The following is a 14,716-nucleotide window of genomic DNA, read 5'->3' as shown; positions in this document are numbered from 1 at the left end:
CCATTCGAGGCTGTGCTTTCCTATATTCAGGCCAGATCGTTGGTTCACTCAGAAATCATGTGAACGACGGTTCTGCCTCTTACTTTTCCTTGTAAAATATCGGATAACGTCTGAGGAAGTTCTTTCAGATTAACTTCCTTTTCAATTTCACCCAGACGATCCGGCTTCAGGTCTGCCGCCATCCGGTTCCACAATGTTTCTCTTAAATCTTTCGGGCAATAAACAGAATCAACTCCAAGGAGACGGACCCCGCGCAGAATAAACGGGAACACGGTGGTCGGCACTTCGACGCCTGCCGTCAGTCCGCTGACTGCAACGGCCCCGCCATATTTCGTGTTACTTAGTACAGAAGCGAGTGTCTTGCCACCGACAGGATCGACGACACCCGCCCATTTCTGCTTGCCGATCGGACGGATTTTTTCCGGAGTCACTTCTTCACGGGAGATGATTTCACTAGCTCCGAGGCTCTTCAAATACTCGTGCTCTGATTCTTTCCCTGTGCTCGCCGTCACATGATAGCCTTTGCCTGCAAGCATGGAAACAGCCATACTTCCGACTCCGCCGGTAGCTCCTGTAACTAGAATTGTTCCGTCATCCGGGGTCACTCCGCTCTCTTCCAATTGGTGAACGCTCAGAGCAGCCGTGAAACCTGCCGTACCAAACGCCATCGCTTCCTTAAGCGTCATACCATCTGGGAGAGGCACGACCCATTCTCCCGGTACTCTAGCAAATTCACTGTAGCCCCCATAGTGAGAAACTCCAAGCTCATAGCTTGTGACAATGACCTCATCCCCTTCCTGATAACGCGTATCTTCAGAGGAAACAACGGTTCCTGCAAGATCGATTCCCGGGACAAACGGATAGGATTGAACAATCTTTCCGTTCGGAATGCTCGCCAGTCCATCCTTATAGTTGACGCTTGAATAGTGGACCTTGATCGTCACGTCCCCTTCAGGCAGATCATTCAAAGTCAACGACTCTACATTTACTGAAAAATCTTCTTCTGTCTTGTTCACAACAAGTGCTTTGAATTCTTTTGTCATCGATAGATTTCCCCTTTCCTATGGCTCTTCCATTTGGTTATGAAACTATCATAAATCATTTTATACTGACTGGTCAATTTATTTTGACCAGTCAGTATAAAATATTCGTCACGTTCTCTTCATTCTTGTATAATGGAAGAGAGCATGTAATGGAGGTTGTAAGGTAAATGGCAAATAAAGCAGAACAACGACGGAAACAAATTTTGAAAGCTGCCTTCAAGGCAGCCACTGAAAAAGGATATGAATCTGTAACCCTGCAGGACATCGCCGACTATGCGGAAGTAAGCAAAGGCGTCACCAATTATTATTTCAAAAATAAATCGGATGTGTTTACTCAATTGTTCGAATGGATTACGACGAAGATTTACGAAAAAGAAGCCGCATCCATTGAAGAAAAGGAAACCGCTCTAGAGAAGCTCGACGCTTATATCCAGCGGGTGTTCATCAGCCCGGAAGAAAACAAAAATTTCTACCGCGTCTACCTGGACTTTTTAGCCCAAACGAAAAATCAGACCACATACAAGGAAATCAATCAGAGGTTTTATGAAAACTGTTGGTCGATTGGAAGACAAATCATCCAGCAGGGACAGGAAGAAGGCGCCTTCTCCGTCCAGGACGTCGAAAAGGCGGCCGTAAGTATCCGGTGTATGATCGATGGCAGCTTGATCCAGTGGTTGATGAGGGACGATGACGAGCTGCACGACTATTATCGGCAGGCTTGTCACACATCGATCCTGCAAATTTTAAATCATGGCTCTGACCATGCTTAGACTTGATATTCCCATCAAAAAAGAGGAACTTCCAACCTTGTGGAAGTTCCTCTTTCCATATCCGACTTATTCAACAAAGGAAATGTTCCATATCATGATGTTTGTGTTCCCCTCCAACAACCTCTAAAAAGCGGAAACTCCCTCTATCCTTTTCCAGAAGGGGTCGTTCACTACCCCCAACTTTAACAGTGCTTAAATCGTACAAAGCCACCGGGGCGTAGTGCTTTTATGATACTCATTCGTCTTCCTGAGGACTATTCTCGACCTCTCGTTGCATAAACGAAGCAGGTGCTGATTTGATGTGAAGGTCCCTCTGGGGGAATGGAATTTCGATTCCGTTTTCATTCAATTGTTCGTAAATTGAAAAATTAAGCTCGCTTTTCATACGAATCACTTCCTTCGGGTCGGAAATCCATAAAAACAGCTCAAAATCGAGGGACGAATCTCCAAAACCTTTAAAATTCACAAATGGCTTCGGAGACTCCAGCACACAGTGATTCGCTTCCTTGGCAATCTGAGCCACATGAAGCAGGATACGCTTCACTTCTTTCACGTTCGACCCGTAAGCGACACCGATTGGAATTGTCAATCGCAGCCTTGGATCCGCATAAGACCGGTTCACCACTTTCTCCTCCAGGAAGTACGAGTTCGGAATGATGATATGTTCATTTTCAAGCGTCCGTACTACAGTCGCTCTCATGCTGATTTTCTCCACATCACCGATGACATCATCAATAAGTACACGATCACCGACTTTGATCGGCCGTTCAAAAAGAAGGATTAATCCTGAAATGAAGTTGGAAGCGATATTCTGCATTCCGAACCCGATCCCCACTCCAAGAACTCCGGCGAATACAGTAAGTGCGCTCAGGTCGATGCCTACGGTTGTCAGACTGACTAAGACCGCAACGACCATAATGATATAATGGACCACCCGCTCCATCGTGAACTGAATGCCCTTGTCCAAATGATGCCGTTGAAAGAAGAACGGCAGAAGATGCTCATTCAATATTTTAGACAGCCGGTAAGCGAATGTGATGATGAGCACAGCTATGATGATGAGAAACAAGGTGATATCCACCTGACCGATCGTGAACAGCGGATACAATAGCCAACCGGAATTCGAGAAGTAGAAAATGACAAATAACAACAGACCATTGAATACGCCCCAATTGATCAGTGATAGAGCTGCTTTTTGAAGATTTCCTTTATCTCCGGAAAAGCGTTGAATCAATAGGTTCGCAGACCAGCGAACGAGGATGAGTATGAACAAAAAGCAGAGGATGATCCACAGATCCCGCCAGGGCCACATGCTAAAATCGACCGGCATAAACGTTCACTCCATATAAGTCTGACATTCTTTTCAACGTAAAAATTGGAAATATACTTTCACCTATAAAGGAGTCAGAAAAGACCCCCTCCTCTTACATCGTCCCTTTGAATTTCTGCGGTTTTTTAACATAGCTCTCAATAATATACCCGCAGTCGGTGCAAAGCAAAAATTCCATAGCCGACCCTAAAGACAACGCTTTGTTGACCGGTGACATGACCGCATATCCCTCTTGTTTCCCTTTTCCAAGCTCCCTGCTTCCACATTTAGGACATTCTTCCACATGATTCACGATAACCCCTCCTTAACAGATCGCACTCATTCTCATTACGAATGAATAACACCAATTTCATAGCTTACTATTTTCTTCCTCTATGAGAAAAGTATATAATACTACACAGACAATCCCAACAAAAGACTACTTCCATCACGCCATTCTCACAGATTAAGGAAAGGAATGGAAGAATTTGAATCGTTCACTTTCCAGTGGGTGAGGAAATTTTACGAAACAGGTGGTATACATGATTATTAAAGAACTCGTTTCCAACTTAGCCCTATTAATCGCTTCCCTCTTCGTCTATACCCAATCGACGAGTGCCACGCCCTTGAGCCGTTCTTCTGCGTTTAAAGACAAAATATTGTCGGGACTTCTCAGCGGGGTGTTGAGCAATGTTCTCATGCAGTACAGCATGCGTTTTGATACGACCATCGTTGATTTACGGCACATCCCGGTCATTCTAGTCGCATACTACGGCGGAGCTGTTCCTGCTGTTGCTGCGATGTTTCTGGTCATCACGGGACGTTTTATCATCGGTTTTAATACGTCTTCCATTCTGGCCCTTCTGATGATTGTGGCGATCACAGTATTGACGGTTGTCATTACACGGATGCAGATTTCGAAGCGGATGAAAATTTTTATGACTCTGACATCATCGAATATGATTTTCACAATATTAATCTTTTACCTATTGGAAAATGTGAGCACGTTGACGATTCTCATCCCTTCTTTTTGGGTGTTGTCCTACACCGCCGGATTCGTCTCCTTCTATGTCGTAGAATTCGTACGCAGGAGTCAGAACCTGCTGAACAAATATAAAGCAGAAGCAGCGACAGACGGGCTGACCGGCTTGAACAATGTCCGCAAATTCGACCAGACTTTCAACGAAATCTCTGCACAGGCCGTACAAAAACAGGAAAAACTATCACTCCTTTACATAGATATCGACCATTTCAAGAGGGTCAATGACACCTACGGTCACAAAGAAGGGGATCAAGTGTTGATTGAGCTGAGCAAAATTTTAAAGAACACCGTCCGGTCGTTCGATATTGTCAGCCGGAACGGTGGCGAGGAGTTCACCGTCATCCTATTGGACTGTTCAACCCAGCGTGCCACTGAAATCAGTGAGCGGATCCGCGAGAAGGTGGAAGAACACCCTTTCCTTCTGACAACAGGAGAAATCATCCAAGTCACTGTTTCTATCGGCCTCGCTTGTTACAACGAAACGACTACGAAGCCGAAATTGTTGATTCACGAAGCGGACGAAGCCTTATATGAAGCAAAACATTCAGGCCGCAATAAGGTTTGTATAGCCACCAAAAAGGCTTTAGCCAGTACCCAGGCGTAACTCCCACAGTTACGCTTTTTTTCTGTTCCCTCCTCCTATACCAGTCATCTTCCATGGGGGCTCCTGTAGAATGAAGAGAGATCGTGAGACCCTGGAAGGTGTGCGTCAGGATAATTACGATCTTCCCGGAAAGCGCGTCATCCCCTACATCTGGAAGGAATAGAGAATACAAAATTTAACGGTGTAGGATGCGGCTCTCTCCAAGGTTCAAATAAAACGCGGGGGTGTACATATACATAGGTAGTGGTTAGGCATTTAAGAGGAGAGGATGCAGGCGATGAAAAACAAGAAACGGCCGAATATTCTTTTTTTGATGGTCGATCAGCAGCGATATCCATCCGCCTACGAGTCAACAGAATTGGAAAAATGGCGAAAAGAAAATTTGACCGCCCAGAACGTCTTACGGAAAAACGGAATGGAGTTCAAAAGTCATTATGCCGGAAGTACCGCCTGTTCTCCGAGCCGAACAACACTCTATACAGGGCAGTACCCTTCCCTCCACGGGGTGACCCAGACGACAGGGGTCGCTAAAGGGGCCTTTGACCCTGATGTTTTCTGGCTGGATCCAAACAGCGTCCCTACCATAGGAAGCTATTTCCGTGAAGCAGGATACCGCACCTATTGGAAAGGCAAATGGCATGCTTCCGATGAAGATATCCTTGTTCCTGGAACAAAAAATGCTGTTCCAAGCTACGACCCTAATACGGGCGTACCCGTTCCAGAAAAGGAAGAGCTCTACCGTGACGCGGACCGGCTCGGGAGTTACGGTTTTTCTGGCTGGATCGGTCCTGAACCCCATGGATCGAACCCGAGAAATTCTGGATCTTCAGCTGCCATCGGGACTAGTGGACGTGATGAAGTATATGCTTCAGAAACGGTCGATTTGATCCGGTCGCTGGAGAAGCAGGCGAATGAAGAAAGCTCTCCATGGTTCATCATGTGCTCATTCGTCAACCCGCACGACATTGCCCTGTATGGGGTGCTCGCTGCTCTCTCGCCAACGTTCAAATTCACCATAGACCCTACCCTTCCGGACATTCCACCGGCTCCGACCCAGAATGAATCACTCGATACCAAACCGGATGCTCAGGAAAGTTATCGAATCACCTACCCTCAAGCTTTGCAGCCAATCCTTGATCAACCATTCTACCGAAAGCTTTACTACAGTCTCCAAAAACAAGCGGACAACGACATGCTCAAAGTGCTGCGTGCCCTACAAGCGTCCCTTTTCCATGATGATACCATTGTCATCTTCACTTCTGATCACGGTGAACTTCTCGGTGCACACGGCGGCCTGCATCAGAAATGGTATAACATGTACGAAGAATCCATTCATGTTCCTCTTATCATCCATAGCCCGAAACTTTTCTCACAACCTGAGGAAACCGATCAGCTTACGAGTCATGTGGACCTGCTTCCAACGATGCTAGGGCTCACCGACATCGACCCCGAAAGAGTGCAGGAAAAGCTCCGGGAGTCACACACCGAAGTCCAGCCGCTTGTCGGCAGGGACTTAACCCCGCTATTAAAAGGAAAGAAAACTTTCTTCCGCTCCGATGAACCGCTCTACTTCATGAGCGATGACGATATCACCAAAGGATTAAACCAAACATCAGCCCTGGGTATTCCCTATACCTCCGTCGTCCAGCCTAATCATATCGAGGCTGTCATCACACGAATGAAGACAGGTAAAGATCGAAAGGAAGAGACCTGGAAATTTGCCCGCTATTTCGATAACCCGCAATTTTGGAGCGATCCAGGTTGCAGTGATACGGTCACGGAGCAAGGGAAGCTGATGGATGTATGTGACTCGGTCCAATGTTCGTGCTGTGTCACGAGGACGAAAACGGAGCCCGTCCCTTCCCAATACGAGCTTTATAATTTAACAGAAGACCCTCTGGAAGAAAAAAATCTTGCAGACGCTGAATACGCCACACCTGAATCCAGACTTGTCGAAGCATTGCTGCTGGATACCTTAGAGCAGCAGTGCAATCAAAAGCGGCTGGAGCCTTCCAGCGGAGAGGTACCTGGTATGCCCTCCTGTGATTGTGATGAAGATTAGTCCTAAAAATGTTCCGCTCCCCCCTGGCTTTAGATAAATGGGAGAAATTTCACACCATTTGATTTGTTAAAGGAAAGGACCACTGACAGCGAAGGTCGTTATTTAACTAAAAGGCTCTGTTAAAGTTCCGTGTTGATCTTTGCATCAACGGATGGAAGTGACAATGAATGATAGGATGGTAAAAACTTTCACCATCCAACCATTGAATCTTGTTGGATTATTATTTTGGAACTGAATTTTTAGCTAAATGACAGGATTGTTGAAGACTTGATTTCGAGACTTTTGTTGAGTGGATGGGGGGCTATGGGGAATAGCTCGCTTTCCGCGGGAGCGCGGTGAGCCTCCTCAGGCTAACGCCTTGCGGGGTCTCACCCTGCACTTTTTTCCTCGTAGATATCCGGTTTCTGCGCCTAGCGGCAAGTGAGACTTCCCTCGCTTCTGTACGATAAGTCAACATCGAATCCCTTCGTTCTTCGTGTTTCCTTTATCTCCTCCAGCTCAGTCCAGTCCATACGCCGCTGAACGAGGCGCCTGCACACTTAAGGTAGGAGTCTCGCCATTCCCCTCCGCCCCTTTGCCATATAAGTGTCTCGAAACCACTACTTGAAAAATCAGCTTGTATGGGTAAGAGAAGGGAATGATATCATCTCTACCCCATGAACGTTTAGCAAACGCTTGATACTACGCACGATCTGCCCGCCTGGGGGAGAAGAATGGGAAACTTACGAATCCATACAGATGTTCGAACCTCGACCATTCAAGCTCACCCTTTTTAAAATGGCTTCGAGACACTTATAAGGTTAAGGGGGCGGAGGGAAACGGTGAGACTCCTATGGGACGTGTGGGACAGGTGAGACCCCGGAAGGCGGAGCCTGAGGAGGCTCACCGCCCGCCCCATGGAAAGCGAACCTTTTCCCGGCCCCCCTAGAATCTTACAAACATTTCGAAACTGAGTCTTCAAGAAAAGGGAGATTTAGTAGAATAAGCCCAATATAAAAAAAAGGATGAACGCTCGAAAGCGTTCATCCTTTCTCTGTACATATAGGGGTAATCAAAAGTCTCCAAGGAGGAGCTGCATCGTTAAATCCTGTCCCTCCTGATTCATTTTCAGGAAACCGATGTTTTCATAAATGCGGATGGCCGGTATGTTTTCCGCGTCCACTTGTAAGCGGATCATTTCCATATCCTCATCGTAAGTATGAAGACCGAATTCCAGGCCCTGCCTAACGAAATCCTCTCCCATACCCTTTCCGATCAGATCAGGCCTTAGAGCCAGTCCTATTTCCATCGTGCCTGCGGCGACCGTGTATTCAAATAATCCGACAAGCTCACCTTCGGAATATGCGCCATACCCATGACAGCCTCCAGGTCCTAAAAGTTCTCCAGATTGCTCATAAGACTTTAAGTAAGCGTTCATGGCTACTTCTTCTGCAAACCCTTCATAATTCCAGTTGTTTATGGTCTTTACATCTTCCAGACTGATCGGTCTGAACTCAACTTCCATCCTTCCTTCACCTCCCGGCACATGGCCGTTCATTTGTTCTTTCTTACACAAAATTCATCTGTCTCATCGATAAGACAGATCGGATGTCTATGTCTTCTTCCGGTTTCTTTTCCTAACGACAAAAACAACCAGGGCATATCCAAACACGCCTCCCATAATCGTAGGCCCCCACTGGATCCCATCTATTCCCCGGTTGGTAACCGCTGTTCCAACTAAAACCCCTAGAATAACTCCTATGAACAACAAGACTGCTAATTTCCGATTCAAATGTACGCCTCCTCTTCCCTGTTTAATTCACAATTGATACAAAAAGATCAATCATCAACGGGGCGGCCAAAAGGAAAAGGACAATGGCAAGTCCATACAGGACAGGAGTAGAGACCCCTCTGGATGACTGAAGCTTATCCAGTTTCTGGTTAACCTTTTTCAATTCTTCTATGATTTCTTTCTCACCATCTTCCGACATGAAAAACCTCCAGCGATTGTCATCCTCCTCATTATTCCAAACCGCTTCATAAGTTACAAGCGTCATAAGGAAAGCGCAACCCCAAGATAAGGTTGCGCTTCTTCTTTCTATACGAACAGGTTCATCTGTATACACTGGCACACGTGCCCGCCACAGGTTCATAATAACAATGGTTTTTGAACCGTCCTGTCAATTGCTGGCCGTACCAGGTAGGCGGACAGTCTGCGTAGGGGTTGAAGTACCATAACGCATATTTCGCAGGATGCTGCCTCCAAAACTTCAGATTTTTTTCTGCCAGTCTCTTCTCAGTCGACCTCGCCCGGTTATAAAAAAGGTTTCCTTTTTGTACAGCTTCGAAAGAATAATTCCCACCTTGGACTTGATAAATGACTTGTGGAATAGTCCTTACATCAGTGAAATCCAAACAGCTGGCAGCTGCCCGGTTGACAATGACATTCCCGACATACAACATTCCCTGTTTTCCTTCACCCACGGCTTCCGCACGCATCATCCGCGCCATCAAAGCAACGTCTGAATCTGTATATTTCACTCTTGGCATTTTCCTCACCCCAAGATATTGTATGAAAAAAGCACAGGTTGATGTCACGTTTCAGGAAAACGTTCCAATCTTAAAGGCAATTCTTCCGATTTCGCTAAAGAGCAGCCATTCGTTTTTGTTTCAGCTTTTTGTTATATTCATCAAGTCGTTCATTATGAGAAGACACCATCGCCCGCGCACTGGCATCCGGCTGGATGAACTGCTTCGCCTGATTCACGGCATTGGCAGCATCCTGAAAAGCTCCAGCGATCAAATGAAGTTTTCCTTCATAATTCAGGATATCCCCAGCCGCGTATATGCCGGGTACGGAGGAGGCACTTAAGGATGTTCCTTTCACGAAAAAATCGTCCACGCGCTCTAACTGGACCGGGCTTCCGTCGAGAAGGGAAGAGTCACGATTAAATCCGTGACTGATAATCACTTCATCGACTATGATTTCCTCCAAGCCTTTCTCATGGTTTTCAAGGATGACCTGTTCTATCCTGTCCCTCTGATTTTCTGCATTCAAAGCCTTAATGGCTGACTGTTCATGCAGGTGTACCCCTTGCTCGACGAGCATATCAATACTTGCTTCATGACCTTTCAGTTCTTCTTTCCTGTACACCAAATGGACACGCTCAGCTATAGAACCCAGTTCATTTGCCCAATCAATGGCCGAGTGACTTCCTCCGGATATCAACACCCGTTTGTCTGTGAACCGGCTGAAAGAAGGGACCGTATAGTGGAGATTGCTCAGTTCAAATTTCTCCACTCCGTTTACTTCAAGCTTTTTGGGCTCAATAATTCCACCGCCAACCGCAAGGATGACTGTCTTCGACCAATGCTTCTGACCGGAACTCGTCCAGACAAGGAAGCCGTCGTCCGCTTTTTCAATTCCAGTTACCTTTTCTCCCAAGACGAGATCGGGATCGAAAGTCGTGCCCTGCTCGATCAGCTGTTCAATAAGCTTCTGACCTGGGAGTGGCGGGACTCCCCCTACATCCCACACCATTTTTTCAGGATACACATGAACTTTTCCTCCTAAAAAAGGATGACTTTCAATGATTTTCGTCTTCATTTTCCTCAGGCCACTGTAGAAGGCAGAAAAAAGACCCGCAGGACCTCCACCTATGATCGTCACATCGTGCATATGTACCGCTCCCTTATTCATCTATGATATTTTCATCATAATGAAAATGAGAATCATTTTCAAGTATAGGAGATAAATAAAAAAGTTCCCCAGCTTATGAAAGCCGGGGAACGGTAGGAAGGATTTTTTATGGAGCAGGCACTTCACCGCCAGCAGCATCATAGCGAGAATAAAACTTCACCCTCTTAGACCGAATCGGCATGATCCCCCTGTAGATTCGGGTTATTCTGGACGTCTGCCTCTCCGTCCTTCCCGTCATCTCGATGGAGGCGGACTACCATTGATTCCAAAGGCTCTGATTTAATTTGAAACTTATTCGTCCCATCCTAAAAGTTGAGCAATAACGTCAGAGCTACCGGGTAGCAATAATAATGATAACGACAGTACTATACACCCCATCCCAATTACAAATAGAAAAATTACTATTTTAACTGAACGAGGAACATCTTTCTTAAGTGCTCCAATTACGATGAGTACAATTCCGATAACAAGTAAGAATAAATAATTAAATCCCATCAAGTCACTCCTCTCATAAATTCCTTTTTCCAGTCCCGACATTCATAGTCACTTCATTCCATTGATGATGGATGCATTCTGACTACCTGAAACCAGGTCAGATAGTTATTGATATCCTTGGTTGCTACACCTTTAAAACGCTGTATCCGCGCGTTCAGCCTCCGGTGGTAGCCCGGCCGGCATCCGCCTTCCTTCAGTCTCCTTCTTCACCCGCTTCAGCGAAGCGACAATGAGGAAACTGACGATAACGAGAAGGAGCCATGAACTTACCTTCCCTAGGTGAACAAGGCTCCAGGCTTCTCGTTGGTTGGGATATTCCCATGCGCCAAAATAAGTGGCAATATTCTCAGCCACCCATATGAAAAAACCAATGAGGACAAACGAAAGAGCAAGCGGCATCCGGTAGGGCTTACCATTCACTTCATACTGGACCCAGGAGGACCAAAAAACGAGAATGACGAGAGCTGACAACCACCAGCGGATATCGATCCAGAAATGGTGGGTGAAAAAATTAAGATAGATGGCTGCTGCCAAAGGGATTACAATTGCGGAAGACGGCCACCGGATCAGCTCAACCTTCAACCTTCTCCAAGCCTGACAAAGATAACTCGCTACACTTGCATACATAAAACCACTGTATAGTGGAACCCCGAACATTTTTGAATACCCTTCTTCCGGGTACGACCACGAGCCCATATGGACTTTGAAGAGTTCAAGGGCAAGACCGATCAGGTGAAACAAAGAAATAACTTTCAGTTCATCCCGCGTCTCCAGCCCCGAACGAACCATCCACCACTGCATTCCTAAACAAATGAGGAGCAGCCAATCATACCTTGGTAAAAAAGGCAGCGGAACCCATTCCGTAAACGCTAAAGATGCAAAGATCACGACAGGAAACAAGCAGGACAACGCCTGCTGCCAGCCGAAATGTAAAAGTTGTTTCCATGCCCCCATACCGTTCAAGCCTCCTCTCCTTTTTCGTCTTCTTGATATTCCAATATATCACCCGGCTGGCAGTCCAAAGCTTGACAAATCGCTTCTAAAGTCGAAAAACGAACTGCTTTCGCTTTTCCATTTTTCAAAATCGACAGATTTGCCATCGTAATCCCTACCTTCTCCGATAACTCCGTCACACTCATCTTCCGCTTCGCAAGCATCACATCAATATGAATAATAATTGCCATATTTATCACCTCAGACCGTTAGATCATTTTCTGTTTTGATGATGATCGCTTCCTTCAACAGTCTTTGCAAAAGGGCTGCAAAAACAGCAATGACGGCAGAAGCAAACGCGATGACCATCCCGATGACGATTAATCCAGGAGCATCGTCTGCTTCTGCAATGACGTATAGGAGTGGTAGAAATAACAGATAAAGCACGCTGATGCCTATGGCACAAAATTTAATGACTTTCAAAGCTTTCACAGACAAGTCGGAAAACGCCCGGTTTTGATCGATGTAGTTCAACAGTTTAAAGGCCTGCACCAGAGCCCAGTAAAAAGGTACAGCTGTCAAATACAAATAAACATACATAAAAGCTTCTATCACTGGAACTTGAGGAAGTAATTCTCCTGTATAGTCTGCAAGTCTAGGTACGAAAAAAATGCACAGGGCCAGGACCGGTAGACCGATCAACAGGACAGACACCCGCAAAAACAACGTGGATCCACGCTTCATATTAAACACCTCTCATTCAATTCTTAGCATTATCTTACCTTTATATTTATCGTTTATCAATAAATAATTGTTACTTTTAGATATATTTTTGTTGATTAGCACTTATCCCCTGACATACTCGACCTTCCCTGTCCCTTTAAAAAAGGCTCTGTTAAAGTTCAGTGTTGATATTTGCATCAACGGATGGAAGGGACAATGAATGATAGGATGGTAAAAGGGGATTTATTCCAAGTGTCGAAACCTTTAGATGATCTCCTTTCACGATGTAACCATTGAATCTTGTTGGATTATTATTCCGAAACGGAGTCTTTAGCTAAATAGCAGGATTGTTGAAGACTTGATTTCGAGACTTCTTTGTGGTGGATAGGGCTGCGGGGAATGACTCGCTTTCCGCGGGAGCGCGGTGAGCCTCCTCAGGCTAACGCCTTGCGGGGTCTCACCCTGCACTTTTTTCCCGCAGGAGTCTCGCCATTCCCCTCCGCCCCTTTGCCATATAAGTGTCTCGAAATCACTTTCAGAAGTAGGCGCTCACAATAAGAATGGAGAGCTGTATTACTAATCTCCATCGTATAGATTTAGCTCATATCCGCTAGTTATGAGAGCACTTTCTTACTATAGGTAGTAATAGTGGAAGGTGGTCCTTCTTGCTGAAAGGGTTCGTTTCTCGCAGGATCGAATGGGGTGGTTGGGAAGCTGCGAGACTCCCGCGGGAATGGATTGGCTGGCGAGACCCCACAGGACGAAGTCCGAGGAGGCTTGCCGCCATCCCCGCAGGAAAGCGAGTGGCTTCCCAGCCGCCCCTAACGCTCAACCAGGCAATGAACCCCCGGAACATCTCGAAGCTGAGTCTTCAAGAAAAGGGAGCTTTAGTTGAATAAGCCAACTATAAAAAAATGAACTTCCATAAAATTGGAAGTTCATTTTTTGCAGGAATATCAACATTAAACTTTAACAGAGCCTTAAAAAAAGAAATAAAACCCAAACCTTTTTCAGAAAAATCAAATGTAGGCGCTGTCATTTGTTTACAGCTAAATCCAAAAGGTAAGATACTATATATTCACCCCTCCTTTAGAATCAACAACATGCCCTTTCATCCATTGGAGAAGATTATAAAAAGGAGTGCATATACTCATGAGTCAATCTATTCCGGAAATTCAACTGAATGATGGCCTCATCCTTCCCTCCCTGGGATTCGGTACCTATCGTTTGAATGGGAACCGGGGAGCTTCCGCTATACAAAGTGCGATCGAATCAGGCTATCGTTTGATTGACACCGCCTATAATTATGAAAATGAAGCGACAGTGGGTGAAGGTGTGCGCCGCAGTACGGTTCCAAGAAACGAGTTGAAAATCACTTCCAAACTGCCCGGCCGCTACCATGATTATGAAAAAGCTGTAACGGCCATCCAGGAATCCCTGTTCCGTGCACAGTTGGACTATTATGACCTCTATTTGATCCATTGGCCGAATCCGCAGGAAGATAAGTATGTTGAAGCCTGGCAGGCATTGATTGATGCGCAAAAATGGGGACTGATCCGCTCCATCGGAGTTTGTAATTTCCTTCCTGAACATCTCGAACGACTGGAGAAAGAGACCGGAGTTCTTCCGAGTATGAACCAGATTGAGCTCCACCCTTTCTTCAACCAGGAAGAACAAAGGGCCTACCATCAGGAACACAGCATCCAAACCCAATCGTGGAGCCCTTTAGCGCGTGTACAGAATGTGCTTGACCATAAAGAATTGCAACCCATCGCTGACAACTATGGGAAGACGATTTCTCAGATCATCCTTCGTTGGCATGTGCAGCTCGAATCTGTCGCCATCCCTAAATCCTCTTCACCGAAACATCAAAAAGAGAACTTGGATATTTTCGATTTCTCTTTGAATGAAGAGGAAATGAACATCATCAACCAGCTGACTAGACCAGATGGCAGAATAAACGATCAGGACCCTGCGACCTATCAGGAATTTTAAAAACCATCAAGTGTACTTGGATTCGCTGACGGCTGCTCTCCTCCAAATAAACCATACTTCT

Annotated in this window: 16 protein-coding genes and 1 pseudogene; 4 read left to right on the top strand and 13 right to left on the bottom strand. The window is 45.9% G+C overall.

Going from position 1 to position 14,716, the window contains the following annotated elements; all coding sequences use genetic code 11:
- Positions 1-44 precede the first annotated feature (44 nt).
- On the bottom strand, positions 45-1,043 hold the full coding sequence (locus ACXADE_RS06900; protein ID WP_474979743.1) for an NADPH:quinone oxidoreductase family protein: 999 nt from the start codon (positions 1,041-1,043) through the stop codon (positions 45-47).
- 167 nt (positions 1,044-1,210) lie between these two features.
- On the opposite strand from ACXADE_RS06900, the gene ACXADE_RS06895 reads away from it, so the two are divergent.
- Complete coding sequence (locus ACXADE_RS06895; protein ID WP_474979742.1) at positions 1,211-1,813, top strand: TetR/AcrR family transcriptional regulator; 603 nt, start codon at positions 1,211-1,213, stop codon at positions 1,811-1,813.
- 235 nt (positions 1,814-2,048) lie between these two features.
- Here the strand turns inward: ACXADE_RS06895 and ACXADE_RS06890 are convergent, their stop codons facing one another.
- Both ACXADE_RS06890 and ACXADE_RS06885 read right to left on the bottom strand, forming a co-directional pair.
- Positions 2,049-3,143 carry a mechanosensitive ion channel family protein gene (locus ACXADE_RS06890; protein ID WP_474979741.1) on the bottom strand — a complete coding sequence of 365 codons (1,095 nt, stop codon included), beginning with the start codon at positions 3,141-3,143 and terminating at the stop codon, positions 2,049-2,051.
- Positions 3,144-3,237: 94 nt separating this feature from the next.
- Positions 3,238-3,435, bottom strand: coding sequence for a transcription initiation factor TFIIIB (locus ACXADE_RS06885; protein WP_474979740.1), 198 nt, complete (start codon positions 3,433-3,435; stop codon positions 3,238-3,240).
- Between the two features lie 229 nt (positions 3,436-3,664).
- Between ACXADE_RS06885 and ACXADE_RS06880 the strand changes: the two genes are divergently transcribed.
- Positions 3,665-4,768: a diguanylate cyclase gene (locus ACXADE_RS06880; RefSeq protein ID WP_474979739.1), complete on the top strand. Its 1,104-nt coding sequence runs from the start codon at positions 3,665-3,667 to the stop codon at positions 4,766-4,768.
- A gap of 277 nt (positions 4,769-5,045) precedes the next feature.
- Complete coding sequence (locus ACXADE_RS06875) at positions 5,046-6,830, top strand: sulfatase family protein (protein WP_474979738.1); 1,785 nt, start codon at positions 5,046-5,048, stop codon at positions 6,828-6,830.
- Between the two features lie 1,051 nt (positions 6,831-7,881).
- Here ACXADE_RS06875 and ACXADE_RS06870 read toward each other — a convergent pair.
- The 10 genes and pseudogenes from ACXADE_RS06870 to ACXADE_RS06825 all read right to left on the bottom strand — a co-directional run bounded on the left by ACXADE_RS06870 (position 7,882) and on the right by ACXADE_RS06825 (position 12,681).
- The gene (locus ACXADE_RS06870; RefSeq protein ID WP_474979737.1) at positions 7,882-8,334 is read right to left on the bottom strand and encodes a GNAT family N-acetyltransferase; all 453 of its coding nucleotides are present in this window, start codon (positions 8,332-8,334) and stop codon (positions 7,882-7,884) included.
- Positions 8,335-8,421: 87 nt separating this feature from the next.
- Positions 8,422-8,601: a hypothetical protein gene (locus tag ACXADE_RS06865; RefSeq protein WP_474979736.1), complete on the bottom strand. Its 180-nt coding sequence runs from the start codon at positions 8,599-8,601 to the stop codon at positions 8,422-8,424.
- A 22-nt stretch (positions 8,602-8,623) separates the two neighbouring features.
- Positions 8,624-8,800, bottom strand: a complete 177-nt coding sequence (locus ACXADE_RS06860; protein ID WP_474979735.1) for a hypothetical protein — start codon at positions 8,798-8,800, stop codon at positions 8,624-8,626.
- A 121-nt stretch (positions 8,801-8,921) separates the two neighbouring features.
- Positions 8,922-9,359 carry a cell wall hydrolase gene (locus ACXADE_RS06855; RefSeq protein WP_474979734.1) on the bottom strand — a complete coding sequence of 146 codons (438 nt, stop codon included), beginning with the start codon at positions 9,357-9,359 and terminating at the stop codon, positions 8,922-8,924.
- A gap of 94 nt (positions 9,360-9,453) precedes the next feature.
- Positions 9,454-10,488 carry an NAD(P)/FAD-dependent oxidoreductase gene (locus ACXADE_RS06850; protein ID WP_474979733.1) on the bottom strand — a complete coding sequence of 345 codons (1,035 nt, stop codon included), beginning with the start codon at positions 10,486-10,488 and terminating at the stop codon, positions 9,454-9,456.
- A gap of 312 nt (positions 10,489-10,800) precedes the next feature.
- Positions 10,801-11,004, bottom strand: a complete 204-nt coding sequence (locus ACXADE_RS06845; protein WP_474979732.1) for a hypothetical protein — start codon at positions 11,002-11,004, stop codon at positions 10,801-10,803.
- Between the two features lie 13 nt (positions 11,005-11,017).
- Positions 11,018-11,174, bottom strand: a pseudogene (locus ACXADE_RS06840) (IS1595 family transposase); the annotation flags it as partial.
- Positions 11,137-11,958 carry a DUF817 domain-containing protein gene (locus ACXADE_RS06835; protein ID WP_474979731.1) on the bottom strand — a complete coding sequence of 274 codons (822 nt, stop codon included), beginning with the start codon at positions 11,956-11,958 and terminating at the stop codon, positions 11,137-11,139. The gene ACXADE_RS06835 and the pseudogene ACXADE_RS06840, both read right to left, overlap by 38 nt.
- Positions 11,959-11,963: 5 nt before the next feature.
- Entirely contained in the window at positions 11,964-12,188 is a 225-nt protein-coding gene (locus ACXADE_RS06830; protein WP_474979730.1) for a helix-turn-helix domain-containing protein, read from the bottom strand.
- 10 nt (positions 12,189-12,198) lie between these two features.
- Entirely contained in the window at positions 12,199-12,681 is a 483-nt protein-coding gene (locus tag ACXADE_RS06825; RefSeq protein ID WP_474979729.1) for a DUF2975 domain-containing protein, read from the bottom strand.
- A 1,131-nt stretch (positions 12,682-13,812) separates the two neighbouring features.
- On the opposite strand from ACXADE_RS06825, the gene ACXADE_RS06820 reads away from it, so the two are divergent.
- Positions 13,813-14,655 carry an aldo/keto reductase gene (locus tag ACXADE_RS06820; protein ID WP_474979728.1) on the top strand — a complete coding sequence of 281 codons (843 nt, stop codon included), beginning with the start codon at positions 13,813-13,815 and terminating at the stop codon, positions 14,653-14,655.
- The last annotated feature ends 61 nt before the right edge of the window (positions 14,656-14,716 follow it).

Source organism: Halobacillus sp. ABR2_026 (genome assembly GCF_056158545.1).
Note: the sequence above shows the minus strand (reverse complement) of the source record. Positions and strands in the feature narration are given on the sequence as shown.

What these genes read in the sequence shown, in the direction of transcription:
- ACXADE_RS06900 (WP_474979743.1), bottom strand. Translation starts at nt 1,043, where the DNA reads ATGACAAAAGAATTCAAAGCACTTGTTGTGAACAAGACAGAAGAAGAT.
- ACXADE_RS06895 (WP_474979742.1), top strand. Translation starts at nt 1,211, where the DNA reads ATGGCAAATAAAGCAGAACAACGACGGAAACAAATTTTGAAAGCTGCC.
- ACXADE_RS06890 (WP_474979741.1), bottom strand. Translation starts at nt 3,143, where the DNA reads ATGCCGGTCGATTTTAGCATGTGGCCCTGGCGGGATCTGTGGATCATC.
- ACXADE_RS06880 (WP_474979739.1), top strand. Translation starts at nt 3,665, where the DNA reads ATGATTATTAAAGAACTCGTTTCCAACTTAGCCCTATTAATCGCTTCC.
- ACXADE_RS06875 (WP_474979738.1), top strand. Translation starts at nt 5,046, where the DNA reads ATGAAAAACAAGAAACGGCCGAATATTCTTTTTTTGATGGTCGATCAG.
- ACXADE_RS06870 (WP_474979737.1), bottom strand. Translation starts at nt 8,334, where the DNA reads ATGGAAGTTGAGTTCAGACCGATCAGTCTGGAAGATGTAAAGACCATA.
- ACXADE_RS06860 (WP_474979735.1), bottom strand. Translation starts at nt 8,800, where the DNA reads ATGTCGGAAGATGGTGAGAAAGAAATCATAGAAGAATTGAAAAAGGTT.
- ACXADE_RS06855 (WP_474979734.1), bottom strand. Translation starts at nt 9,359, where the DNA reads ATGCCAAGAGTGAAATATACAGATTCAGACGTTGCTTTGATGGCGCGG.
- ACXADE_RS06850 (WP_474979733.1), bottom strand. Translation starts at nt 10,488, where the DNA reads ATGCACGATGTGACGATCATAGGTGGAGGTCCTGCGGGTCTTTTTTCT.
- ACXADE_RS06845 (WP_474979732.1), bottom strand. Translation starts at nt 11,004, where the DNA reads ATGGGATTTAATTATTTATTCTTACTTGTTATCGGAATTGTACTCATC.
- ACXADE_RS06835 (WP_474979731.1), bottom strand. Translation starts at nt 11,958, where the DNA reads ATGGGGGCATGGAAACAACTTTTACATTTCGGCTGGCAGCAGGCGTTG.
- ACXADE_RS06830 (WP_474979730.1), bottom strand. Translation starts at nt 12,188, where the DNA reads ATGGCAATTATTATTCATATTGATGTGATGCTTGCGAAGCGGAAGATG.
- ACXADE_RS06825 (WP_474979729.1), bottom strand. Translation starts at nt 12,681, where the DNA reads ATGAAGCGTGGATCCACGTTGTTTTTGCGGGTGTCTGTCCTGTTGATC.
- ACXADE_RS06820 (WP_474979728.1), top strand. Translation starts at nt 13,813, where the DNA reads ATGAGTCAATCTATTCCGGAAATTCAACTGAATGATGGCCTCATCCTT.